This window comes from Saccharopolyspora sp. NPDC050642, from assembly GCF_040654735.1.
GTDB classification, from domain to species: domain Bacteria; phylum Actinomycetota; class Actinomycetes; order Mycobacteriales; family Pseudonocardiaceae; genus Saccharopolyspora; species Saccharopolyspora elongata.
Genome location: NZ_JBFAIN010000006.1, coordinates 189,371 through 216,176 on the forward strand (window position 1 = coordinate 189,371; position 26,806 = coordinate 216,176).

A 26,806-nucleotide genomic window follows, 5' to 3' on the forward strand; every position below is an offset into this window, starting at 1 on the left:
GGACCGAAATGGAAACCTCACGGGACAAGCTCGTCGAAGCGCTGCGGCTGTCGCTCAAGGAGAACGAGTCGCTGCGCCAACGGCACCAGCAGGTCACAGCGGCGGCCAAGGAACCGGTGGCGATCGTCGGCATGGCGTGCCGGCTGCCGGGCGGCGTCCGCTCACCGGAGCAGCTCTGGCGGCTGGTGAGCTCCGGCGCGGACGCGATCTCCGGCTTCCCGGTCAACCGCGGCTGGGACCTGGACGCGCTGTTCGACCCCGATCCCGATGCCGCCGGGAAGTCCTACGCCCGCCACGGCGGCTTCCTGCACGAGGCGGACGAATTCGACGCGGCGTTCTTCGGCATCAGCCCCCGCGAGGCAGTGGCGATCGACCCGCAGCAGCGGCTGCTGCTGGAGACGTCGTGGGAGGCACTGGAGCACGCCGGGATCGCGCCGGCGGCGCTGCAGGGCAGCCGGACCGGTGTGTTCGCAGGCGTGAACTACCAGGATTACGGCGGTCGCCTCGCGCTGTGCATCCCGGAGGAGTTCGAGGGGTACCTCGGCCACGGCAGCGCGGGCAGCATCGCGTCCGGCCGCGTGTCCTACACCCTCGGGCTGGAAGGCCCGGCGGTCACAGTGGACACCGCGTGCTCGTCGTCGCTGGTGGCGATGCACCTGGCGTGCCAGTCGCTGCGGTCGGGCGAATCGACCCTCGCGCTGGCGGGTGGCGTCACGATCATGGCGACGCCGACCCCGTTCATCGAGTTCAGCCGCCAGCGCGGGCTGGCGCAGGACGGGCGCTGCAAGGCGTTCTCCGCCGACGCCGACGGAACGAGCTGGGCCGAGGGCGTCGGTATCGTCGTGCTGGAGCGGCTGTCGGAGGCCGTGCGAAACGGCCACCGCGTGCTGGCCGTGATCCGCGGGAGCGCGGTCAACCAGGATGGCGCCAGCAACGGTCTGACCGCGCCCAATGGGCCGTCGCAGGAACGCGTGATCCTGCAAGCGCTGGCCAACGCCGGACTCACCCCGGCCGATGTCGACGCCGTGGAGGCCCACGGCACCGGGACGTCGTTGGGCGATCCCATCGAGGCGCAGGCGCTGCTGGCGACCTACGGCCAGCACCACAGTTCCGAGCGGCCGGTGTGGCTGGCATCGTTGAAGTCCAACATCGGCCACACCCAGGCCGCGTCCGGGGTGGCGGGCGTCATCAAGATGGTGCAGGCCCTCCAGCACGGTCGGCTGCCTTCCACCCTGCACGCCGAGGAGCCCTCTCCCCACGTCGACTGGAGCAGCGGCAGCCTCGCGCTGCTCACCGAGCCGCAGGCGTGGCCCGAGGCCGAGCGCCCGCGCCGCGCCGCCGTCTCCTCCTTCGGCGTCTCCGGCACCAACGCCCACCTCGTTCTTGAACAGGCACCACCAGAAGAGTCCACACAGGACACCGAGATCACCGGAGGGAACGCAGACGGACCGGTGCCGTGGGTGATCTCCGCGAAGGCATCGGAAGCTCTTGCATCGCAAGCAGAACGCCTGCTTTCCGAACTCGGCGAAAGGGATGACTGGGCGCCTGCCGAGGTGGCGTGGTCGCTGGCCACCGCTCGCACCCACTTCCCGCACCGAGCTGCGATCGTCGGTGATCGCCGGGAACTGCTGTCCGGTCTCGATGATCTGGCTCGGGGACGGGACGGGATCGTCCGCGGCCTGGCGAGCAGCCGCCGCAGCCGCGTGGCCATGCTCCTTTCCGGGCAGGGCAGCCAGCGCCCCGGCATGGGACACGGCCTGTACGAGGCGTACCCGGTATTCGCGCAAGCCTGGGACGAAGCCTGCGGGCACTTGGACCCGCTGCTGGGCTTGGACCGGCCGCTCACCGACATCGTGTTCCACGGCCAGGACACCGAGGTTCAGCAGACGCTCGTCGCGCAACCTGCGCTTTTCGCACTGCAGATCGCCCTGTTCCGACTGCTCGAACACCACGGCATCAGACCCGACTACCTCATCGGCCACTCCATCGGCGAACTCACCGCCGCCCACTTCGCAGGCGTACTCACCCTCCCCGACGCTGCGTCACTCCTAGCCGCCCGCGCCCGCCTGATGCAAAGCCTCCCCGCACACGGCGTCATGGCCAGCATCCAAGCCGGCGAACGCGAGCTCACCGACGCTCATCCCGAGCTCCTGGACCCGCAGAGCGGTGTGTCCATCGCCGCGATCAACAGTCCGCAGTCCACAGTGGTCTCGGGAGACCCAGACCCGGTGCGAGCCATCACCGAACACTGGCGGAACCAGGGCCGCACCACCCGAGAGCTGCACACCAGCCGCGCCTTCCACTCACCGCACTGCGAGCAGATCCTCGACGAGCTGGAACGGACCGCCGACCAGCTGACCTACCACCCGCCGAAGGTCCCGATCATCTCGACCGTCACCGGGACCGTCACCGACGAGATCGCGACGCCCGCCTACTGGGCCCGGCAGGTGCGCGAGGCCGTGCGCTTCGCGCCCGCTCTCGCCTGGCTCCACCAGAACCACGGCGTCACCCATCACCTGGAACTGGGGCCCGACACCACCCTGACCACCCTGGCGGGCACCACCCACGACACACCGGGCTACGCCACGCTGAATCCCGGCACCGACGACGCCACCGCGTACGTCACCGCGCTCGTCAGCGCGCACACCACCGGGCTCAGCCCCGACTGGGCCGCGCTCCTGCCACCGGCCCGGACGCTCGACCTGCCGACCTACGCGTTCCAGCGCCAGCGCTTCTGGCTCAACCCGCCGACCACCGAACGACCCGAACAACTCGGCATGGCCACCACCGGCCATCCCTTCCTCACCGCACGGATCACCACGCCCCACACCGGCGAAACCATCCTCACCGGGCGGATCTCGCTCGACGCCCACCCCTGGCTCGCCGACCACACCGTCCAGAACAACGTCCTGCTCCCCGGGACCGCGTTCCTCGACATGGCCCTCCACGCCGCCGCTCAGGTCGAGTGCCGGCTCGCCGACCTGAGCATCCACGCGCCGCTCGCGCTGCCCGACCACGGGCACGTCGCGCTGCACATGGCCATCACCGCCGACGGCGACTCCGGCCAGCGGACGTTCACCCTCTACTGCCGGTCGCAGGACGTCTCGGCCGACGAGGTGCATCCCGAGGAGTTCTGGACGCGCCACGCCACCGGCACCCTCGTGCCCGACGACGTCCCGCACGCGGACGACGCGTTCGCATCGTGGCCGCCGGAAGGCGCGATTCCCGTTGACACCGCCGACCTCTACGACCGGCTGGCCGACCTCGGCTTCGACTACGGCCCGGCCTTCCGGGGGCTCCACGCCGCCTGGGAACGCGATGGCGAGGTCTTCGCCGAGATCGGGCTCTCCGAGCAGCACGACACCCGGGAGTGGGCGGTGCACCCGGCGCTGTTCGATGGGGTCCTGCACACCACGTTCCTGCTGGACTGGAGCGGCGACGACGACCGGATCCGGCTGCCGTTCTCGTGGGCGGACGTCCGGCTGCACGGCCGGTGCCCGTCGCGACTGCGGGTGCGGACGTCCCGCACCGGCGCCGACGCGGTGCGGATCACGGCCGCGGACGAGTCCGGGCATCCGGTGGTGGAGGTCGAGTCGCTGACCCTGCGGCCGCTGGCCGGGGCGCCCCGGCGCGCCGAGTCGGGCCGCCTGTTCGAGCTCGACTGGCTGCCGATCGGCGACGACCGGGCGGCCGATCTCGACGCCGATGTCGTGCTGCTCGACTACCGGAGTGCCGGGGCCGACGCGGACGAAGACATCCCGGCGGTGGCCGGGCGGCTGGCCGACGAGCTGCTGATCCGCGTCCAGAACTGGCTGCGCGAGGGCGAAACGGTCGGTGAGCTGCTGGTGGTGCTCACCGATCGTGCGGTCGCCGTCAGCGCCGACGAGGCCCCGGATCTGGCGACCGCGCCGCTGTGGGGGCTGCTGCGGTCCGCCCAGTCCGAGCACCCGGGCCGGATCCTGCTGGTCGACGTCGATTCCGGCGCCGACGCCGGCACCGTCGAGCGGTTGATCGCCATGGCCGTGAGCCACGACGAACCGCAGCTCGCCGCGCGAGGCGACGTGGTGTTCGTGCCGCGGCTGACGGCCTCGGCGCCGACGACCGGAGCGGTGGAGCTCTCCGGCGGGACCGTGCTCATCACCGGCGGCACCGGTGCCCTCGGCGGCGCACTGGCCCGGCACCTCGCCGCACAGCACCCCGACTGCCACCTCCTCCTGGCCAGCCGCCAAGGACCGGCCGCCCCCAACGCCCAAGCACTTCAGGACGAACTCGGTGCAGCGGTCACCATCGCCGCCTGCGACGTCACCGACCCGCAGCAGCTCTCCGCACTGATCGGCGACATCTCCGCCGAACGCCCGTTGATCGGTGTCGTCCACACCGCCGGAGTTCTCGACGACAGCCCAGTCCACGCGCTCACGCCTGAACAGCTCGCCGCCGTTCTCAAATCCAAAGTGGACTCCGCCTGGCACCTCCACCTCGCCACGCAGCACCACGACCTGGCGTTCTTCGTCCTCTACTCGTCCATCGCGGGGATCTTCGGCAACCCCGGCCAGGCCAACTACGCCGCCGCCAACACCTTCCTCGACGCGCTGGCCCAACACCGCCATGCCAACGGCCAACCCGCGCATTCCCTCGCCTGGGGCCCCTGGAACACCAGCGACGGCATGACGAGCGGCCTGGACCGGGGCGACGTGGAACGCCTCACCCGCGCGGGCGTCATGCCGCTGGCGGAGGCCGACGGTCTCGCGCTGTTCGACGGCGCACTGCGTTCTGCGCGGCCGAATCCTGTGCCCCTGGACCTGGACCGCGCGGCGCTCAGGCGCTACTCGCGCTCGGCTTCCCTCCCGCCGCTGTTCAGCGAACTGGTGTCCCGGCGCAACTCCGGCCAATCCGGCGCCCTCACCCAGCAGCTCGCGGCCATGCCCGACCGGCAGCGGCACAAGGCCCTGCTGGATCTGGTCCGGACCCAGGCGGCGGCGGTGCTGGGCCATGACGGTGCGGCCGCGATTCCCGCCGACGGCCCGTTCCTGGACCTCGGGTTCGACTCCCTCACCTCGGTCGAACTGCGCAACCGGCTCGCCACCGCCTCCGGCCTGCAACTCCCCACCACCCTCGCCTTCGACCACCCCACCCCGGACGCGCTCGCCACCTACCTCGACCGCCAACTCCTCCCCCGGGCTCAGCAGGCCGCCGCCGCGCCCGCCCGCACCGCCGCCACCGACGAGCCCATCGCGATCGTCGGCATGGCGTGCCGCCTGCCCGGCGGCGTGCACTCGCCGGACGAGCTGTGGCAGCTGGTCGCCGCCGGCACCGACGCCATCACCGGCTTCCCCACCAACCGCGGCTGGAACCTCGCCACCCTCTTCGACCCCGACCCGGACAACCCCGGCACCAGCTACACCCGCCACGGCGGATTCCTCCACGAGGCCGACCAGTTCGACCCCGCGCCCTTCAACATCAGCCCCCGCGAGGCGGCCGCGATCGACCCGCAGCAGCGGCTGCTGCTCGAAACGTCGTGGGAAGCGCTCGAACACGCGGGCATCGACCCACGAGCCCTCCGCGCCACCAGCACCGGCGTGTTCACCGGGATCATGTACCAGGACTACGGGGCCCGGCTGGTCCACCACATCCCGCCGGAGTTCGAGGGCTACGTGGGCAACGGCAGCGCAGGCAGCATCGCCTCCGGCCGCATCGCCTACACCTTCGGGCTGCAGGGCCCCGCCATCACCGTCGACACCGCCTGCTCGTCGTCGCTCGTCACGATCCACCTGGCCTGCCAGTCCCTCCGCGCCGGCGAATCGACGCTCGCCCTGGCAGGCGGCGCCACGGTCATGTCCACGCCCACGGTGTTCGTGGAGTTCAGCCGTCAGCGCGGGCTCGCGCAGGACGGCCGCTGCAAGTCCTTCTCCGCAGCTGCGGACGGGACGAGCTGGGCCGAAGGCGCAGGCGTGGTGGTGCTGGAGCGGCTCTCCGACGCTCGGCGAAACGGCCACCGCGTGCTGGCGCTGGTGCGCGGCAGCGCGGTGAACCAGGACGGCGCGAGCAACGGGCTCACCGCACCCAACGGGCCCTCGCAGGAACGCGTGATCCTGCAGGCGCTGGCCAACGCGGGGCTCCGCCCGGCCGACGTCGACGTGGTCGAAGCGCACGGCACCGGGACGTCGTTGGGCGACCCCGTCGAGGCCCAAGCCGTGCTGGCGACCTACGGACAGCACCACACCGCCGAGAAGCCCTTGTGGCTGGGGTCGCTGAAGTCCAACATCGGCCACAGCCAGGCGGCCGCGGGCGTCGCGGGTGTCATCAAGATGATCCAGGCGCTGCACCACGAAGAACTGCCCGCCACGCTGCACGCCGACGAACCGTCACCACACGTCGACTGGAGCAGTGGCAGCGTCGCGCTGCTCACCGAAGCGCAGCCGTGGCCCGAAGGCGACCAGCCTCGCCGCGCCGCCGTGTCCTCCTTCGGCGTCTCCGGCACCAACGCCCATCTCATCATCGAGCAGGCGCCGCAAGAAGAGTCCACAAAGGACGAATCGCCGGTTGCTGTTCCGTGGATCGTCTCCGCGCAGAGCACCGAAGCGCTTCAGGAACAGGCAGCGCGGCTGCTCGCTCGCCTCCGGCAGGACGCCGACTGGACACCGCAGGCGGTCGGCTCGTCGCTGAGCTCGCGGGCGAGCTTCGACTGCCGGGCCGCGGTCCTGGGCGGCGACCGCGAGGCATTGCTGGCCGGACTGGAGTCCATCGCCCGCGCCGGGGAGGACCCCGGTGTCGTGCGCGGTATCGCGATGGGCGATCCGAGCGCCGCGATGTTGTTGTCCGGTCAGGGAAGCCAGCGGCCCGGCATGGGCCGTGGGCTGCACGAGGCGTTCCCGGTGTTCGCGCAGGCCTGGGACGAGGCGTGCGCGCACCTGGACCCGCTGCTGGGGCTGGACCGGCCGCTGTCGGAGATCGTGTTCCACGGCCGGGACGACGAGGTCGAGCAGACGCTCGTCGCGCAGCCCGCGTTGTTCGTGCTGCAGGTGGCGCTGTTCCGGTTGCTGGAACACCACGGCATCACCCCGGACCACCTCATCGGCCATTCCGTCGGCGAGCTGACCGCCGCCCACCTGGCCGGGGTGTTCTCCCTGCCGGACGCGGCGGCGCTGCTGGCCGGGCGGGCCCGGCTGATGCACACCCTGCCCGACACCGGTGTGATGGCCGGGATCCAGGCCGGTGAGGACGAGCTCACCGAGGCGCATCCCGAGCTCCTCGACCCGCGCAGCGGCGTCGGCATCGCCGCGATCAACGCGCCCCGGTCCACCGTCGTCTCCGGCGACCCCGGCCCGGTGCGGGCCATCGCCGACCACTGGCGCGGCCGGGGCCGCACGGTCCGGGAACTGCACACCAGCCGGGCGTTCCACTCCGCGCACTGCGATCCGCTCGTCGACGAGCTGGCGCGGATCGCCGAGCAGCTGACCTACCACCCGCCCGCGATCCCGATCATCTCGACCGTCACCGGGACCCCCACCGACGACATCGCCACCCCGGGCTACTGGGCCAGCCAGATCCGCCGGCCGGTCCGCTTCCACCCCGCGCTCACCTGGCTGCACGAGAACCACGCCGTCACGCACCACCTGGAGCTGGGGCCCGACGCCACCCTCACCACCCTCGCCCGGTCCGCTCTCGACACGCCCGCACACCCCACCCTGCAGGCCGGCACCGACGACACCACCGCGTACCTCGACGCCCTCGCCCGCGCCCACACCACCGGCCTGTCGCCCCGCTGGGCGGCGCTGGTGCCGCAAGGCCGGATCCTCGACCTGCCCACCTACGCCTTCCAACGCCAGCGCTTCTGGCTGGAAGCGCCGCCCGGTGGCGCGGCGGAACACCTGGGCATGACCGCCGCGGCGCACCCGCTGCTCCCGGCCCGGGTCGAGTTGCCGGACACCGACGAGATCGTCTTCACCGGGCGGGTCTCGCTCGACACCCACCCCTGGCTGGCCGACCACGCCGTGCAGGGCATCGTGCTGCTGCCCGGCACGGCCTTCCTCGACATGGCCGTCCACGCCGCTGCGGAACTGGACCAGGAGCTCGAAGACCTCACCGTCCACACTGCACTCCCGCTCCCCCGGCACGACCACGTCACGCTGCGCCTGACCGTCAAACCGGACGGCGACACCGGCCGTTCCGCGCTGAACGTGTTCTCGCGCCGCGACGACGGGCCGTGGACCAGCCACGCCGCCGGAACCCTCGGTGTGATCGGCCCGGCGCCGGAACCGGACCTCACCAACTGGCCGCCGGCGGAGGCGGAGCCGATCGACGTCGGCGACCTCTACGACCGCCTCGCCGACCTCGGCTTCGACTACGGCCCCGCCTTCCAGGGTCTCCACGCCGCCTGGCGGCTCGGCGACGACCTCTACTCCGAGGTCGTGCTTCCGGAGGACCAAGGCACGGGCACGTGGGGCGCCCACCCGGCGCTGCTGGACGCGGCCCTGCACACCTCGTTCCTCGCCGAGGACGGTGAAGGCGCACTGCCCTTCTCCTGGAGCGGCGTCCGCTTCCACCACGGCGGCGCCTCGCGGCTGCGCGTGCACCTGCGTCGCACCGGTCCCGAAAGCCTGCGCGTCGACCTCGCCGACGAAACCGGGCAACCCGTCGCCGCGATCGAATCCCTGGCCCTGCGGCAGCTGACGATGCCGGTCGATCCCGACCGGCAGGGCAGCCTTTTCCAGCTCGCCTGGTCCCCGCGCACGTGGAACTCCACCGCCGCGAGCCAGCGGTGCACGTTCCTTCGCCCCGGCGACGCGTTGGCCCTGGATTCCGAGGTCGTGGTCCTGGACTTCCGGTCGACGGACGACGATCTGGCTTGTGCTGCAATGCGATTGACGCACGAGGCGCTCGCGCAAGTGCAGTCGTGGCTCGCTCGGGAGTCGTCCAACCGCCTCGCGCTGCTCACCGAGGGCGCGGTGGCGGTGCGCCCGGGTGACGTCCCGGATCCGGCCGCGGCGGCCGTGTGGGGCCTCTTGCGCCCGGCGCAGAACGAACACCCCGGACGCATCCTCCTTCTCGACGTGGAAGCCACGACGGAGAACGAGGCCATCGAGCAGGCGATCTCCGACGCGCTGCACCAGGACGAGCCGCAGATCGCGGTCCGCGACGGTGCGATGTTCGTGCCGCGCTTGCGGCCCGCGCCGGAGCCCACTGAGGCGGCCGCGCCGGACCCGAACGGCACGATCCTCATCACCGGCGGCACAGGTGCCCTCGGCAGCGCCCTGGCCCGGCACCTGGCCGCCCGGCACACCGGGCGGCTGCTGCTCGTCAGCAGGCAGGGCCCCGCCGCCCCCGGAGCCGAGGCGCTCGGCCGCGAGCTGGGCGCGGCGGCCGACATCGTGGCCTGCGATGTCACCGATCCCGAGGCCCTGCAGCGGCTCCTGGACGGCATCCCTGCCGATGAGCCGCTGACCGGCGTCATCCACACGGCGGGCGTGCTCGACGACGCGCCTATCCACACCCTGCGCGAGGAGCAGTTGACCGCGGTGCTGCGGCCCAAGGTGGACGCCGCGTGGAACCTGCACCGGGCCACGCTCGGCCATGATCTCGCTCTCTTCGTGCTGTTCTCCTCCGCTGGCGCTGTGCTCGGGAACCCGGGGCAGGCGAACTACGCCGCCGCGAACGCCTTCCTCGACGCACTCGCCGAATACCGGTGGGCCCACGGCCTTCCGGCTCAGTCCCTCGCGTGGGGTGCGTGGGCCTCACCGGAGGGCATGGTGGGGCAGCTTGACCGGACCGCATCGGAACGCACGGGCCTGCGGGCATTCGACCTCGATGAGGGGCTTCGCCTGTTCGACCACGCGTGCCGCACGCCGCTGCCCTACCTCGTGCCGCTCGGGCTGGACATGACGAGCCTGCGCGCCCACGCCCGAACCCAAGGCATTCCGCCGCTGTTGCAGGAGCTGGTCCCGCAGCGGCGCCGGAAGCCGGAAGCGCCCATCCACCGGCTGGCGAACCTGCCGGAGCAGGAGCGGGCACGCGCGGTGCTGGATCTCGTGCGCGGCCAGGCCGCCGCCGTGCTCGGCCACGGCGGGAGCCAGGACATCCCGGGCGACAAGCAGTTCCTGGAGCTGGGCTTCGACTCGCTCACCGCCGTCGAGCTGCGCAGCCGCCTCATGGCCGCCACCGGGCTGAGCCTGCCGACCACCGCCGTCTTCGACCACCCGACTCCCGCCCGGCTGGCCGAGCACATCCGGGGCGTCCTGACGAACGCGGGCACCCGGCGCACCGTCGTCGCGTCCCGGGGCTCCGATGCCGAACCGGTCGCGATCGTCGGCATGGCGTGCCGGCTCCCCGGGAACGTGAACTCGCCGGACGAGCTGTGGGAGCTGGTGAGCTCCGGCACCGACGCCGTCACCGGATTCCCCGCCGACCGCGGCTGGAACCTGGACGACCTCTTCGACCCGGACCCGGGCGCGGTCGGGAAGTCCTACGCCCGGCACGGTGGATTCCTGGGCTCCCCGGCGGCTTTCGACGCCGCGTTCTTCGGGATCAGCCCGCGCGAAGCGCTGGCGATGGACCCGCAGCAGCGGCTGCTGCTGGAGACCACCTGGGAAGCGCTCGAACGCGCCGGGATCGACCCCGAGGCGCTGCGCGGCACCAGCGCCGGGGTGTTCCTGGGCATGATGTACCAGGACTACGCCACCCGGCTGGCCGGTCGTTCGCTCGGGGAGCTGGAAGGGTTCCTCGGCAACGGCAGCGCGGGCAGCGTCGCCTCCGGACGCATTTCCTACACCTTCGGGCTGGAGGGCCCGGCGGTCACCGTGGACACCGCCTGCTCGTCCTCCCTGGTCGCCATGCACCTCGCCTGCCAGTCACTGCGATCCGGCGAATCGACGCTCGCCCTGGCAGGCGGAGTCACCGTCATGGCATCGCCCGGAATCTTCATCGAATTCAGCCGCCAACGCGGCCTGGCAAAAGACGGCCGCTGCAAAGCATTCTCCGCCAACGCCGACGGCACCGGCTGGGCCGAAGGCGCCGGCGTCATCGTGCTGGAACGCCTGTCGGACGCCAAGCGCAACGGGCATCACGTCCTGGCCGTGATCCGCGGCAGCGCGGTCAACCAGGACGGCGCCAGCAACGGCCTCACCGCACCCAACGGGCCGTCGCAGGAACGCGTCATCCACCAGGCACTCGCGAACGCGGGGCTCACCCCATCCGACATCGACGTGGTCGAGGCCCACGGCACCGGGACCTCGCTCGGCGACCCCATCGAAGCCCAGGCACTCCTCGCCACCTACGGACAGCACCACACCACCGAACGCCCGTTGTGGCTGGGATCGCTGAAGTCCAACATCGGCCACACCCAAGCCGCCGCAGGCGTCGCCGGCGTCATCAAAATGGTCCAGGCGCTCCAGCACCGCGAACTGCCCGCGACCCTGCACGCCGACGAGCCATCGCCGCACATCGACTGGACCAGCGGCACGCTCGCACTGCTCACCGAACCCCAGCCCTGGCCGGAAACCGACCGGCCACGGCGCGCCGCCGTCTCCGCCTTCGGCGTCTCCGGCACCAACGCACACCTCATCCTCGAACAACAAGAGTCCACACAGGACAATCCAGAATCCGGTTCGCCCGAGATCACGGTGGTGGATCGCGCCGGCGACGACGTCGTTCCGTGGGTGATCTCCGCCAGAAGCACGGAAGCGCTTGCAGCGCAAGCAGAACGACTGCACAGCCACCTGGTGCTCGATTCCGGCTGGACGCCGTCGAACGTGGCATGGTCACTGGCCACCACCCGTGCCGCGCTCGAACACCGAGCCGTGATCCTCGGGTGCGGCCGTGACGAGCTGCTGGCCGAGCTCCACACCCTGGCCCGCGGCAGCGACTCCCCCCGGATCGTCCGACGCACCGGGGGCACGACAGCGGACCCGGACCGCGTGGTGCTGGTCCTCCCCGGGCAGGGCGGCCAATGGCCCGGCATGGGCCGCGGACTGCTCGACACCAATCCCGTTTTCACCGCCGCCCTCGACGAGTGCGACCAAGCGCTATCGCGATACCAGGACTGGTCGGTCGCAGAGCTGCTCCGCAGCCGGGACGAGCTGGAACGGGTGGATGTCATCCAGCCCGCGTTGTTCGCCGTCATGGTGTCGCTGGCCCGGGTGTGGCAGTCCTACGGGGTCCGGCCCGCCGCCGTCGTCGGCCATTCCCAAGGAGAGATCGCCGCCGCGCACCTCGCGGGCGCACTCGATCTCGACCAGGCCGCCCGGGTGATCGCGTTGCGGTCGCAGCTGATCAACACGCACCTCGCCGGACACGGCAGCATGCTCTCCGCCGCACTGTCCGTCGACGGCCTCAAGCCGTACCTCGACTCGGAGCGGGTCTCGGTCGCGGCGATCAACGGCCCGACCGCGACCGTGCTCTCCGGCGACACCGACGCCATCCGCCGCCTCCACCAGGTGCTGATCGAACAGGGCATTCGAGCGCGGCTGCTACCGGTGGACTACGCCTCGCACAGCCACCACGTGCACACCCTGCAACAGCACCTGCTGGAAAAGCTGGCCGGACTCACCCCGCAGGCCAGCGAGATCCCGTTCTACTCCACCGTCACCGGCGACGTGCTGGACACCACCGGACTCGGCGCCGAGTACTGGTACACCAACCTCGCCACCACCGTCGAGTTCCACCGCACCATCACCCGGCTGAACGCCGCCGGGCACCAGGTCTACCTCGAACCGAGCCCGCACCCCACGCTCACCCACCACATCGACCACCCCGACGCGATCACCGCGAACACCCTGCAGCGCGACCGGTCCGACATCGACACCCTGTTGGCCAACGCCGCCCGCCTCTGGACCCACGGCACGCCGATCGCCTGGGCCGAGGTCCTGCCCACCGAGCGGCACATCGCGCTCCCCACGTATCCGTTCCAGCGCGAGGACTTCTGGCTGACCGTGCCCAGCGCCGCGGGCGAACCGGCGCAGCTGGGGCTGACGGGCACGGGCCACCCGCTGCTCGCCGCGCGGACGGAGATGCCGGACACCGGGGAGACCGTGTTCACCGGGAGCGTCTCGCTCGACACGCACCCGTGGCTGGCCGATCACGCGGTGAATGGGACGGTCCTGCTCCCCGGCACGGCGTTCCTCGACATGGCGCTGCATGCCGCCGCGCAACTCGGATACGAGGGCGTCGAGGAGCTCACCCTCCACGCTCCGCTCGTGCTGCCCGTGGACGGCCGGCTCACCGTGCATCTGACCATCGCGTCCGGCGAGCCCGCATTGAGCCTGCATTCGAGGGACGAGAGCGACGGTTCCTGGACACGTCATGCCACGGGCGTGCTTCTCGAAAATGCGCTCGCCGACGAAGAAGACGCGTTCACCGCGTGGCCACCGCCGGGCGCGACGCCGATTGACGTCGGCGATCTCTACGATGCAGTGTCCGAGCACGGCTTCGACTACGGCCCGGCGTTCCAAGGGCTCCACACCGCCTGGCAGCTCGGCGATCGCGTCTACGCCGAAGTCGGGGCCGACGCCCTCCGAAGCGCGGGCGAGTGGGCGGTCCATCCGGCCCTGCTCGACGCCGCCCTCCACACCGCGTTCGTCGGCCAAGCCGAAGACGCCGAGCCCCGAGTGCCTTACTCCTGGTCCGGTGTGCGCCTGCACCAGCACGGCGCGCCGCCGGCGCGTGTCCGCATGACCCGCACCGGCGCCGACACCATCCGGATCAGCACCGCGGACGACACCGGCCGCCTGGTGGCGACCGTCGAGTCGTTGACGCTGCGCCCGCTGCCCGCCGTGCGGACCGAAGCACAGGGCGGCCTGTTCCAGGTCACCTGGACACCCGTGGCCGAAACGGCCGACGACGCCGAACTCCCGGAGCTCGTCCTGCTCGACCACCGGGCTTCCAGCGACGGCGAAGCCCTGCCGGAGCTGGTGGAACGACTGACCCTGCAGGTCCTCGAAGCGGTGCAGGACTTCCTGAGCCGCGCCGAGACCACTGCGGCTCGACTGGTGCTGCTCACCCGTGGCGCGGTCGCGGTCGACGAGTCCGAAGCTCCTGATCCGGCGACCGCCGCGTTGTGGGGGCTGCTGCGCTCAGCGCAGACCGAGCACCCGGACCGCTTCCTGCTCGTCGACACCGATCGGCTCGGTGACGACGCGGTGCGCCGGGCGATCACGACCGCGTTGCGGCACGACGAACCGCAGATCGCCTTGCGCGGCAACACAATTGTCGCTCCGCGCTTGACGCCCATCGATCCGCAGGACGATGTCGCCCTGCCTGACAACGGCACCATTCTGATCACGGGCGGCACCGGGGGCCTCGGCAGCGCCCTCGCCCGCCACCTCGCCGCCCAGCACACCGGGCACCTGCTCCTGGCGAGCCGGCAGGGCCCGGCCGCGCCGGGAGCGGCCGGGCTCCACGACGAGCTGCAGGCCCTGGGAGCGAACGTGAGCATCGCGGCCTGCGACTTCACCGACGCCGATGCCGTGCGGGAGCTCCTCGGCAACGTCCCGGCCGAGCACCCCCTCACCGGCGTCATCCACACCGCCGGTGTCCTCGACGACGCGCCGGTACACGCCCTGCGCCCGGAGCAGCTGGCGGCCGTCCTGGCCCCGAAGGTCACCGCCGCGTGGCACCTGCACCAGGCCACTCGCGACCACGGCCTGGCGATGTTCGTGCTGTTCTCGTCCGCAGCCGGGGTCTTCGGCGCGCCCGGCCAGGCCAACTACGCGGCGGCCAACGCCTTCCTCGACGCCCTCGCCCAGCACCGGGTCGCCCACGGCGCTCCGGCCCGCTCCCTGGCGTGGGGCACGTGGAACACCAGCCAGAGCATGACCGAGCACCTGTCCGCCGCCGACCGGGATCGCCTGGTCCGCTCGGGTGTCCTCCCGCTCGAACCCGACGAAGGCATGCGGCTGTTCGACGCGGCCTGCGGGACGGCACTGCCTGCGTTGGTGCCGCTGCGGCTGGACACCGGGGCGCTGCGCGCCTTGGCCCGGTCGTCCACCCTTCCGCCGCTGCTGGGCGATCTGGTTCCGCACCGGCGTCGGGGCACCAACTCCCGCTCCCTCGCAGGACGACTGGCCGGAATGTCCGAAAAGGATGGCATCCGCGTCCTCGCGACCCTGGTGCGCGACAACGTCGCGACCGTGCTCGGTCACGGCAGCCCGGACGGGATTCCCGCCGACCGCGCGTTCGCAGAGCTCGGCTTCGACTCGCTCACCGCGGTGGAGCTGCGCAACCGGCTCGGCGCGGCCACCGGCCTGCGGCTGCCCACCACCCTCGTCTTCGACCACCCCACGCCCGGCGCGCTCGCTGCGTTCCTGCACGGCGAGCTGCTCACCCGCCGTTCCCGCGTGGTGGTCACGCGCGCGGCCGCCGACGAACCGATCGCCGTGGTCGGCATGGCCTGCCGCCTGCCGGGCGGCGTGGATTCGCCGGAACGGCTGTGGGAGCTGGTGGCTTCGGGCACCGATGCGATCTCCGGTTTCCCCACCGGCCGCGGCTGGGATCTGGACGCGATCTTCGATCCGGACCCCGACGCGTCGGGGAAGTCGTACGTCCGGCACGGCGGGTTCCTGCACGACGCCGACCAGTTCGACCCGGCGTTCTTCGGGATCAGCCCGCGCGAAGCGCTGGCCATGGACCCGCAGCAACGACTCCTGCTGGAGACCACCTGGGAGGCGTTGGAGCGCGCGGGCATCGACCCGACCGGGCTGCGCACCAGTGCCACCGGCGTCTTCACCGGGCTGATGTACCAGGACTACGGGATCCGGTTCGCCGGGCAGGCGCCGCCGGAGGCGGAGGGATACCTCGGCAACGCGGGCAGCGTCGCCTCCGGCCGGATCTCCTACCTGCTGGGTCTGGAGGGCCCGGCGGTGACCGTCGACACCGCGTGCTCGTCGTCGCTGGTGGCGATGCACCTGGCCTGCCAGTCGCTGCGATCGGGCGAATCCGCGCTCGCGCTGGCCGGCGGGGCCACGATCATGGCTACGCCCGGGATGTTCATCGAGTTCAGCCGCCAGCGCGGGCTCGCTCAGGACGGGCGTTGCAAGGCGTTCTCCGCCGACGCCGACGGCACCGGCTGGGCCGAAGGCGCCGGCGTGGTGGTGCTGGAGCGTCTCTCCGATGCCGAGCGGAACGGCCACCAGGTCCTGGCCGTGATCCGCGGTAGCGCGGTCAACCAGGACGGCACCAGCAACGGGCTCAGTGCGCCGAACGGCCCGTCGCAGGAACGCGTGATCCTGCAGGCGCTGGCCAACGCCGGGCTCACGGCCGCCGACGTGGACGCCGTCGAGGCCCACGGGACCGGGACGTCGCTGGGCGATCCGATCGAGGCTCAGGCACTGCTGGCGACCTACGGTCAGCACCACAGCGCCGAACGGCCGTTGTGGCTGGGATCGCTGAAGTCCAACATCGGCCACACCCAAGCAGCTGCGGGCGTCGCGGGCGTCATCAAGATGATCCAGGCCCTTCACCACGACGAGCTGCCCGCCACGCTGCACGCCGACAAACCATCGCCGCACATCGACTGGAGCAGCGGCACACTCGCGCTGCTCACCGAGCAGCAGCCATGGCCGGAAACGGACCGGCCACGCCGCGCCGCCGTCTCCTCCTTCGGCGTTTCCGGCACCAATGCGCACCTCATCCTCGAACAACCGACGGCCGAGTCCACAAAGGACGACTCTCGCGAGGCTGTGTTCGTGGACACCACCGAGGGGCTCGGCGATGCGCTGGTGCCGTGGGTGATTTCCGCCAAGACACCGGACGCCCTGGGCGACCAGGCTGCGCGCCTGCACACCTACCTCCGCGATCAGGACGACTGGAATCCATCGGATGTGGCGTGGTCGCTGGCCACGACCCGGGCCGCGTTCGAATACCGCGCCGTGGTGCTCGGCGGCAGCGCCGACGAGTTCCTGACCCGGCTGCACGCGTTCGCCGGTGGCGAATCGTCGCCGCGCCTGGTGCGCAACGCGGACCCCGTGGCGGCCGATGCCGACCGCGTGGTGCTGGTCTTCCCCGGCCAGGGCGGCCAATGGTCCGGCATGGGCCGCGAGCTGCTCGACACCAGCCCGGTGTTCGCCGCTGCCATGGCCGAATGCGATCAGGCGCTGTCGAGGTACCAGGACTGGTCGGTCACCGACCTGCTCCGCAACGGAGCCTCCCTGGATCGCGTGGACATCGTCCAACCGACGCTGTTCGCCGTCATGGTCTCCCTGGCCCGGCTGTGGCAGGCGCTCGGAGTTCAGCCGGCGGCCGTCGTCGGCCACTCCCAAGGAGAAATCGCCGCCGCACACATCGCCGGCGCATTCGACCTCGACCAAGGCGCACGCATCGTCGCCCTGCGATCCCAACTCATCCACACGCATCTGGCCGGACGCGGCAGCATGCTCTCCGCACCGTTGTCCCTCGCCGACCTCAAGCCCTATCTCGACGAGCGGGTCTCGATCGCCGCGATCAACAGCCCCACCGCCACCGTGCTCTCCGGCGACACCGACGCCATCCACCACCTCCACGCCACGCTGACCGACGAGGGCGTCCGTTCGCGGCTGCTGCCCGTGGACTACGCGTCCCACAGCCACCACGTCCAGAACCTCAGGCAGCCGCTCCTGGAGCAACTCGCCGGGCTCACTCCGCGAACCGCCGAAATCCCGTTCCACTCCACCGTCACCGGCGATGTGCTGGACACCACCGGACTCGACGCCGACTACTGGTACACCAACCTCGCCACCACCGTGAACTTCCACGACACCATCGCCCGGCTCCACACCACCGGGCACCGGGTCTACCTGGAGCCCAGCCCGCAGCCCACGCTCACGCACCACATCAACACCACTGCCGCCGATGTCGTCACCGCGACCAGCCTCCACCGCGACCACCCCAGCACGGACACGCTCCTGACCAACGCCGCTCACCTGTGGGCGCACGGCACACCCATCGCCTGGGAAGCGGCCGTGTCCGGCCGCGAACGCGTCGCGCTCCCCACGTATCCCTTCCAGCGCGGACGCTTCTGGCTCGAACCGGCCGCCGACCACGCGACGGCAGCGGAAGACCAGGACGACACCGGGTTCTGGGAAACCGTCGAGAGCCGCGACGCAACCGCACTCGCCGCCGCCCTCGACATCGACGAGACCACCCCGCTCCGCGACGTGCTGCCCGCGCTCGCCGCCTGGCGCGACCAACAACGGCACGACACCGCAGCCCACACCTGGCGCTACGACGTCACCTGGGAAGCTCTCCCCGAACCGCCCGCCGCGACCCTCACCGGCACCTGGCTCGTCATCACGCCGCCCGATGCGGCACAAGTCGTGACCGACGCGATCAACGAACACGGCGCGCAAGCGCACGAACTGGTCCTCGACACCGTCGAGCCGCTCGACCGCGACGCCTTCGCGGAGCTCATCCGCCGTGAACTCGAGAACATCGCACCACTGGCCGGGATCATCTCACTCCTCGCCGCCCCCATCGATGAATCCACAGAGGACACAACGGCGGAAACCGCCGTTCGCGCGGTCACATCCACCGTGGCCCTCATCCAGGCCCTGGGCGACCTCGACGTCACCGCGCCGCTGTGGTGCCTGACCCGGGGCGCCGTCACCACCGGCCCGCACGACCCGCTCACCCACCCCGCGCACAGCACCGTCTGGGGGCTCGGCCGCGTCACCGCGCTCGAACACCCCCACCGCTGGGGCGGGCTCATCGACCTCCCCCGCACGCCCGACCACCGCACCGCCACCCGGCTCGCCGCGCTCCTCCACGACCGGACCCAGGACCAAGCCGCCATCCGGCCCACCGGCACCCACACCGCAAGGCTCGCCCGCACCCCCAAGCCCAGCACCGGCACCGCGCCCTGGAAGCCGACCGGCACCACCCTGGTCACCGGCGGCACGGGCGGCATCGGAAGCCAGGTGGCGCGCTGGCTAGCCAGGATGGGCGCCCCGAACATCGTGCTCGCCAGCCGTCGCGGCGAGAACGCGCCCGGCGCTCGCGAACTCCGGGCGGAGCTGGCCGAACTGGGCAGCCGCGTGACGATCGCCGGCTGCGACGTCACCGATCGCGCCGCCGTGGCGGAGCTGCTCGAATCCGTGCCGGAGGAGTTCCCGCTGTCGGCGGTGTTCCACACCGCGGGCACCCTCGACGACGCCACCGTGAACACCATCCGGCCCGAGCAGATCGCCCACATCCTCCGCCACCGCATCGACAGCACCGCCCACCTCCACGAGCTGACCCGGCGCCAGGACCCGCTGATCGTCCTGTTCTCCTCCATCGCCGCCACCTTCGGCGCCCCCGGGCAGGGCAACTACTCACCCGCGCACGCCTACCTCACCGCGTTCGCCGAACACCACCGCCACAACACGATCGGCATCAACTGGGGCCTGTGGCACGACCAGGGCATGGGCGAGATCCACAACACCGGCATCCGCCACGGCATCCAGCCCATGGCGCCCGAGACCGCCCTGCACGCCCTCCACACCGCCCTCACCCACCGGCACACCGCGCAGATCATCACCGACGTCAACTGGGACCGGTTCCACGACGCCTACACCGCCACCCGTCCCAGCCCACTCCTCGCGCACTTCGCCCCCGCCACCGAAAGCACCGGGCCCACCAACACGCTCCGGCAAGAGCTCGAAGGGCTCCCGCAGCAGCAGCGACACGCCCACCTGCTCGACCACATCACCCACCACACCGCCGAGATCCTCAACCACCCCGACCCCAACGCCATCCCCACCCACCACACCTTCCACCAGCTCGGCTACGACTCCGTCACCGCGATCCAGCTCCGCAACCAGCTCACCGCCACCACCCAGGTATCCCTCCCCACCACGCTCATCTACGACCACCCGACGCCCGCCCAGCTGGCCACGTTCGTCCTGTCCCAGCTGGTTCCCGAACGTCCACAGTCGACTTTCCAGGTGGCGTCGCGGAAGGTCGCGGCGGACGAGCCGATCGCGATCGTCGGCATGGCATGCCATTTCCCCGGCGGTGTGAACACGCCGGAGCACCTGTGGGAACTGGTGAGTTCCGGCACCGACGCGATCACCGGCTTTCCCACCAACCGCGGCTGGAACCTCGACGACCTCTTCGACCCGGACCCCGACGCCGTCGGGAAGTCGTACTCGCGGCACGGCGGATTCCTCGACAACCCGGCGGGATTCGACGCGGCCTTCTTCAACATCAGCCCGCGCGAAGCGCTCGCCATGGACCCGCAGCAGCGGCTCCTGCTCGAAACCACTTGGGAAGCGGTCGAGAACGCCGGAATCGACCCCTACTCCCTCCGCGGCGCGAACGCCGGTGTGTTCACCGGCACCAACGGGCAGGACTACGCGGCCGTGCTGCGCCAGCACCACGAGCAGTTCGAGGGATTCGTCGCGACCGGAAACACCGCGAGCGTCATGTCGGGCCGCATCTCCTACGCGCTCGGCCTGGAAGGCCCGGCGGTCACGGTCGACACCGCGTGCTCGTCGTCGCTGGTGGCGATGCACCTGGCGTGCCAGTCGCTGCGGTCGGGCGAGTCGGGCCTGGCCCTGGCCGGGGGCGCGACCGTGATGGCCACGCCCGGCATCTTCCTGGAGTTCAGCCGCCAGCGGGGTGTGGCGCGGGACGGCAAGTGCAAGGCGTTCGGATCCGGCGCGGACGGGACGGTGTTCTCCGAGGGCGTCGGCGTGGTGGTGCTGGAACGGCTCTCCGACGCCGAACGCAACGGGCACCGCATCCTGGCGGTGGTTCGCGGCAGCGCGGTCAACCAGGACGGCGCCAGCAACGGCCTGACCGCCCCCAGCGGGCCTTCCCAGGAACGCGTCATCGAGCAGGCGCTCGCCAACGCCGGGCTCGCCCCCGGCGACATCGACACCGTCGAAGCGCACGGAACCGGGACGGCTCTCGGCGATCCGATCGAGGCCCAGGCACTTCTCGCCACCTACGGTCGGCACCACACCAAGGACCGCCCCCTGTGGCTGGGATCGCTGAAGTCCAACATCGGTCACACCCAGGCCGCCGCAGGCGTCGCCGGGATCATCAAGATGGTCCAGGCGCTCCACCACGACGAACTGCCCGCCACGCTGCACGCCGAGACGCCTTCGACGCACGTCGACTGGAGCGACGGCAGCGTCGCTCTCCTGTCGCGACCGCAGCCCTGGCCGGATGCCGACCGGCCTCGCCGGGCCGCCGTGTCGTCCTTCGGCGTCTCCGGCACGAACGCCCACGTCATCCTGGAACAGCCATCGCTTGGCGAGTCCACAAGAGATGGTTCTGCTGAGACCCAGGAGGTCGGCAGCGCGTTGGTTCCGTGGATGGTTTCCGCCAAGACGCCGGAAGCTCTCGAAGCGCACGCGAAGCGCCTGCACACCCACCTCAGCGGCCAGGACGACTGGGACCCGGTGGATGTCGGGGCGGCTCTGAGCAAGCGCAGCGCCTTCTCGCACCGCGCCGTCCTGCTCGGCGAGGACCGCCAGAACCTGCTGCAACACCTGGCCGATCTCGCCAGCGGCACCGAGGCACCGGGCACCATCCGGCCGACGCAGATTCCCACTCGCAGCGCCGACCGCATCGTCATGGTCTTCCCCGGGCAAGGCGGCCAATGGCCCGGCATGGGCCGCGAACTGCTCGACACCAACCCGGTCTTCGCCGCAGCTCTGGCCGAATGCGATCAGGCGCTATCGCAGTACCAAGACTGGTCGGTGGCCGACCTGCTCCGCGACGGCGACGCCTTGGAACGGGTGGATGTCATCCAACCGGCCCTGTTCGCCGTCATGGTGTCCCTGGCCAGGGTCTGGCAGTCCTACGGGGTGCGACCCGCCGCCGTCGTCGGCCACTCGCAGGGTGAGATCGCCGCCGCGCACATCGCGGGCGCACTCGACCTGGACCAGGCCGCACGCGTCGTCGCGCTGCGATCCCAGCTGATCCGCACCCACCTCGCCGGACACGGCAGCATGCTCTCCGCCGCACTCTCGGTCGACGACCTCACGCCGTACCTCGACTCGGAACGCGTTTCAGTCGCCGCGATCAACAGCCCCACCGCCACCGTCCTCTCCGGCGATACCGACGCGATCCACGATCTCCACCGTTCCCTGAGCGAACGGGGAATCCGGTCGCGGATCTTGCCCGTTGACTACGCCTCCCACAGCCACCACGTCCAGGACCTCCGGCAACCGCTCTTGGAACAACTCGCCGGACTCACCCCGCAGACCAGCGAAATCCCGTTCCACTCCACCGTCACCGGCGAGGCACACGACACCACCGGACTCGACGCCGGCTACTGGTACACCAACCTCGCCACCACCGTGAACTTCCACGACACCATCACCCGACTCCACACCACCGGGCACCACGTATACCTCGAACCCAGTCCACACCCCACGCTCACCCACCACATCAACCACCCCGACGCGATCACCATCACGACCCTTCGCCGGGACCACGACAGCGGGCGCCAGCTGCTCGCCAACGTCGCTCTCGCGCACACCCACCACGTCGCCGTCGACTGGACGCCGCACTTCCCGAACCCCCGGCACATCGACCTGCCCACCTACGCCTTCCAGCACCAGGACTTCTGGCTGTCGCCGCGCTCGTCCGCCGGCGATCCCGACGACCTCGGCCTGACGGCCACCGGGCATCCGCTGCTCACCGCCCGCACCGATGTGCCCGGCACCGGCGAAATCCTGTTCACCGGCAGGGTTTCCACTCGGACGCACCCATGGCTGGCCGAGCACGTGGTCCAGGGCCGAGTGGTCCTCCCCGGCACGGTGTTCGCCGAGATGGCGCTGCTCGCGGCCGGGGACCTCGGCGGCCACGAGGTCGAGGAGCTGGTCCTGCAGAGCCCGTTGACGCTGTCCGGCGACGATCAGGTCACCCTGAACCTCGTCGTCGCCTGCGACGAGTCGGGCCATCACGCCATCACGATCCACTCCCGGTCCGACGACGACTGGGTCTGCCACGCCACGGGAACGCTCGTCGCACAGGGCGATTCCCCCGACGAGGAACCGGTCTTCGAGACCTGGCCGCCGCGCGGTGCAACCCCGGTCGACGTCGCCGGTCTCTACGACGATCTGGCCGACCACGGCTTCGAGTACGGGCCCACGTTCCAAGGACTGCACAGCGCGTGGCAACACGGGGACGACTTCTACGCCGAGGTCGGTCTCGACGAGGACCACCGGGGTGTCTGGACCGTTCACCCGGCGCTGCTCGACGCCGCTCTGCACACCGCGTTCCTGATCGGTTGGGACACCGGTCTCCGGTTGCCCTTCTCGTGGAAGGGAGTTCGCGCGCGCCGCGGCGCCACCCGGCTTCGTGTTCGGCTGCGCCGGACCGGCGATGCACTGCAGGTCGTCACCGCCGATGACAGCGGCCGGTTCGTCGCCGGTATCGACTCGCTGACCCTGCGCCCGGTGACCGGCCCGGCGAACGACCCGCTGTTCCGCCTCTCCTGGCTACCGCACGGTCCCTCGGAGGAAGCCGCCGCAGCGCAGTGGGTGCGCATCGAACCGGACGCGAACCTGGACGAGCTCCGCGGTCAGCCGGTGCCGGATGTGGTCGTCGCCGACTTCCGCACCGACGAGCGGCACGACTCCGGTGTTCCGGGCGCGGTGGCGCGCACGGCTCAGCAGGCCGTGGGTCTGGTGCAGTCGTGGCTGGCGCGCGAGGATTTCGCCTCGACCCGGCTGGTCCTGCTGACCCGGAACGCGGTTGCGGCGCAGCCGGGAGAGGTTCCGGACCTGGTCACCGGCCCGCTGTGGGGCCTGCTGCGCGTGGCGCAGAACGAGCACCCGGATCGCATCCTGCTCGTCGACGTCGACCTCGGCGCCGATCTCGACGATGTGCTGGGGCGGGCCGTCGGCATGGCGCTGCGTCACGGCGAGTGGCAGCTCGCGGTCCGGGGTGACGCGATGCTCGTGCCGCGCCTGACCCGCGCCCAGGAGGCCCTCACCCCGCCCGAGGGGCGTGCGTGGCGGCTGGACGTGACCGAGCGCGGCAGCATCGACAACCTGCACCTCGCCTCGTTCCCGCAGGTCGCAGGACCGCTGGAAGCCGGTCAGGTCCGGGTCGCGGTGCGGGCGGTCGGCGTGAACTTCCGCGACGTCCTCAACGCCCTCGGGATGTACCCCGGCACCCCGCCGCTCGGTGCGGAAGGGGCCGGCGTCATCGCTGAGAGCGCCGCCGACGTCACCGGTCTGCGGGTCGGCGACCGGGTGTGGGGCATCCTGCCCGGCGCGATGGGGCCGCTCGCGATCACCGACCACCGGCTGCTCGCCCGCGTACCGCAGGACTGGACGTTCGCCCAGGCCGCCGCCACGCCCGCGGTGTTCCTCACCGCATATCACGCGCTGCACGGCCTGGCCGAGGTCCAACCCGGGCAGAAGGTCCTGGTACACGCCGCCGCGGGCGGTGTCGGCATGGCCGCCATCCAGCTCCTCCGGCACTACGGCGCCGACATCTACGCCACCGCACACCCCAGCAAATGGGCTCTCCTGCGCGAGCTCGGCATCCCCGAGGACCACATCGCCTCGTCCCGCACCACGGACTTCGCAACCCGGTTCCCCGCCGTGGACGTCGTCCTCAACTCCCTCACCGGAAACCTCCTCGACGCTTCGCTGAAGCTGCTCGCACCCGGCGGGCACTTCATCGAGCTCGGCAAGACCGACCCCCGAGACCCCGCCGAACACCCCGGGCTGCGCTACCACGCCTTCGACCTCACCGAAGTTGACCCGGCCCACCTCCAGGTCATGCTCGGCGATCTCACGACGCTGTTCGATCAAGAACACATCCGCCCGCTGCCGGTGACCGCGTGGGACATCCGGCAAGCCCCGGAAGCCTTCCGGCACCTCAGCAACGCCCGCCACACCGGCAAACTCGCACTCACCATCCCCACCACGCCCGATCCGCGCGGCACCATCCTCATCACCGGCGGCACCGGCTCACTCGGCAGCGTCATGGCCCGCCACCTCACCGCACAACACCCCGCGCACCTCCTCCTGGCCAGCCGCCAAGGCCCAGCCTCGCCCAACGCCAAGAACCTCCGCGACGAACTGACCGCCCTGGGCGCGAAGGTCACCATCACCGCCTGCGACACCACCGACCCTCGCCAACTCACCGACCTGATCGAGAGCATCCCCGCCGAGCACCCGCTGACCGGCGTCGTCCACACCGTCGGCGCACTCCGCGACAGCGCCCTCCACGCGCTGACCGCCGAACAACTCGCCGCAGTGCTGAAATCCAAAGTGGACTCGACATGGCACCTGCACCACGCCACCCGGCACCACGACCTGGCGTTCTTCACCGTCTACTCGTCCGCCGCGGGAATCCTCGGCAACCCCGGCCAGGCCAACTACGCCGCCGCCAACACCTTCCTCGACGCCTTCGCCCGACACCGCCACGCCCAAGGACTTCCCGCCCAGTCCCTCGCCTGGGGCCCGTGGGACACCACAAACGGCATGACGGAGCACCTCACCAGCACCGACCGGGACCGCATGGCCGCCGGCGGCGTGCTGCCGTTCGGCCCCGATGACGGCATGGCCGCCTTCGACGCGGCCCGCGACCTGCCCGATCCGCACCTCGTGCCGCTCCGCCTCGACGGCAAGACCCTCCGGTCCCACGGCGATGCGCTCCCGCCGCTGTACGGCGAGGTCATCCGGCGCCGTGTCCAGGACGGTCGGCGCAGCAACGGGCCGGAGCGCGAAGCGCTCCTCCAACGACTCGCGAGCCTGCCCGAGGCCGAGCAGCGCCGAACCCTGCTGGAACTGGTCTGCTCCCGCGCCGCCGTCGTCCTGGGCCACGCGGACGCCGGGGCGATCACCGCGGACCGGCCGTTCCTGGAGCTCGGCTTCGACTCCCTCACCGCGGTGGAGCTGCGCAACCGGCTCGCCACCGCCACCGGCCGCCACCTGCCGACGACGCTGGTCTTCGACCACGCCACCCCCGCCGAACTGGCCGATTTCCTCCGGGAATCCCTGGAAACCCCAGCACCGCAGCAGCGCTCCGGCGAGGAGTCCGGTCCGGTCGACGACGAACTCGTCCGCTCCTACCGGCAGCTCGGCGACCTGGACCGGTTCGACGAGGGCATCGAGCTGCTGAAGATCATGTCGCGGCTGCGGCCGACCTTCGAGGCGGGAGACCCGAGCGCGGCCGTGGAGCCCGTGCCGCTCACGCGCGGCGGAACCGGGCCGGGGCTGATCTGCTTCCCGTCCCTCGTCGCGCCGACCAGCCCCTACCAGTTCGCCAGGTTCGCGTCGGTGTTCCGCGACCAGCGGCCGGCCCAGGTGCTGCCGACCCCCGGGTACCAGAACGACGAACCGCTGCCCGCGACGCTCACCGCCGCCATCGAGACCCAGTCCGACAAGGTCCTCGACTGCGCCGGCGGCGAACCCGTCGTGCTCGTCGGCTATTCGTCAGGCGGCTGGTTCGCCTACGCCGTCACCGCACTGCTGGAACAGCGAGGCGTCGCCCCGGCGGCACTGGTGCTGCTCGACAGCCCCGCGCCGGGCGGCGGCTGCTTCGCGCAGATGGCCCGGGTCGCCCACCGGCTCGACGGCACGCTGCCGAACCTGCGCACCGACCAGGCGCAGCTGACCGCGATGGGCGCGTACCTGCGGCTGTTCGAGGACTGGACGCCCGGCCCGGTGTCCACTCCGCTGCTGTTCGTCCACCCGGAGCGGGAAACGCCCGACTTCCCGCGGAACCTGTCCGCCGACGCCGCGCCCGATGACCGGCACGTGCTCTTCGTTCCGGGAGACCACTTCACCATGATCGACCGCTACGCCGAGCAGACCGCGTCGCTCGTGGACGGTTGGATCACCACGAATTTCGAGCACCGCGACGAGTGCCCGAAAGTCCGCTGAGA

Annotated in this window: 1 protein-coding gene; it reads left to right on the plus strand. The window is 71.3% G+C overall.

Translation table 11 applies throughout. From position 1 onward, the window contains the following. The first annotated feature begins 8 nt into the window (after positions 1 to 8). On the plus strand, positions 9 to 26,804 hold the full coding sequence (locus AB0H93_RS12955) for a type I polyketide synthase (RefSeq protein WP_358571742.1): 26,796 nt from the start codon (positions 9 to 11) through the stop codon (positions 26,802 to 26,804). Positions 26,805 to 26,806 lie beyond the last annotated feature (2 nt).

Coding starts and splice junctions, on each gene's coding strand:
- AB0H93_RS12955 (WP_358571742.1), top strand. CDS start 9: ATGGAAACCTCACGGGACAAGCTCGTCGAAGCGCTGCGGCTGTCGCTC.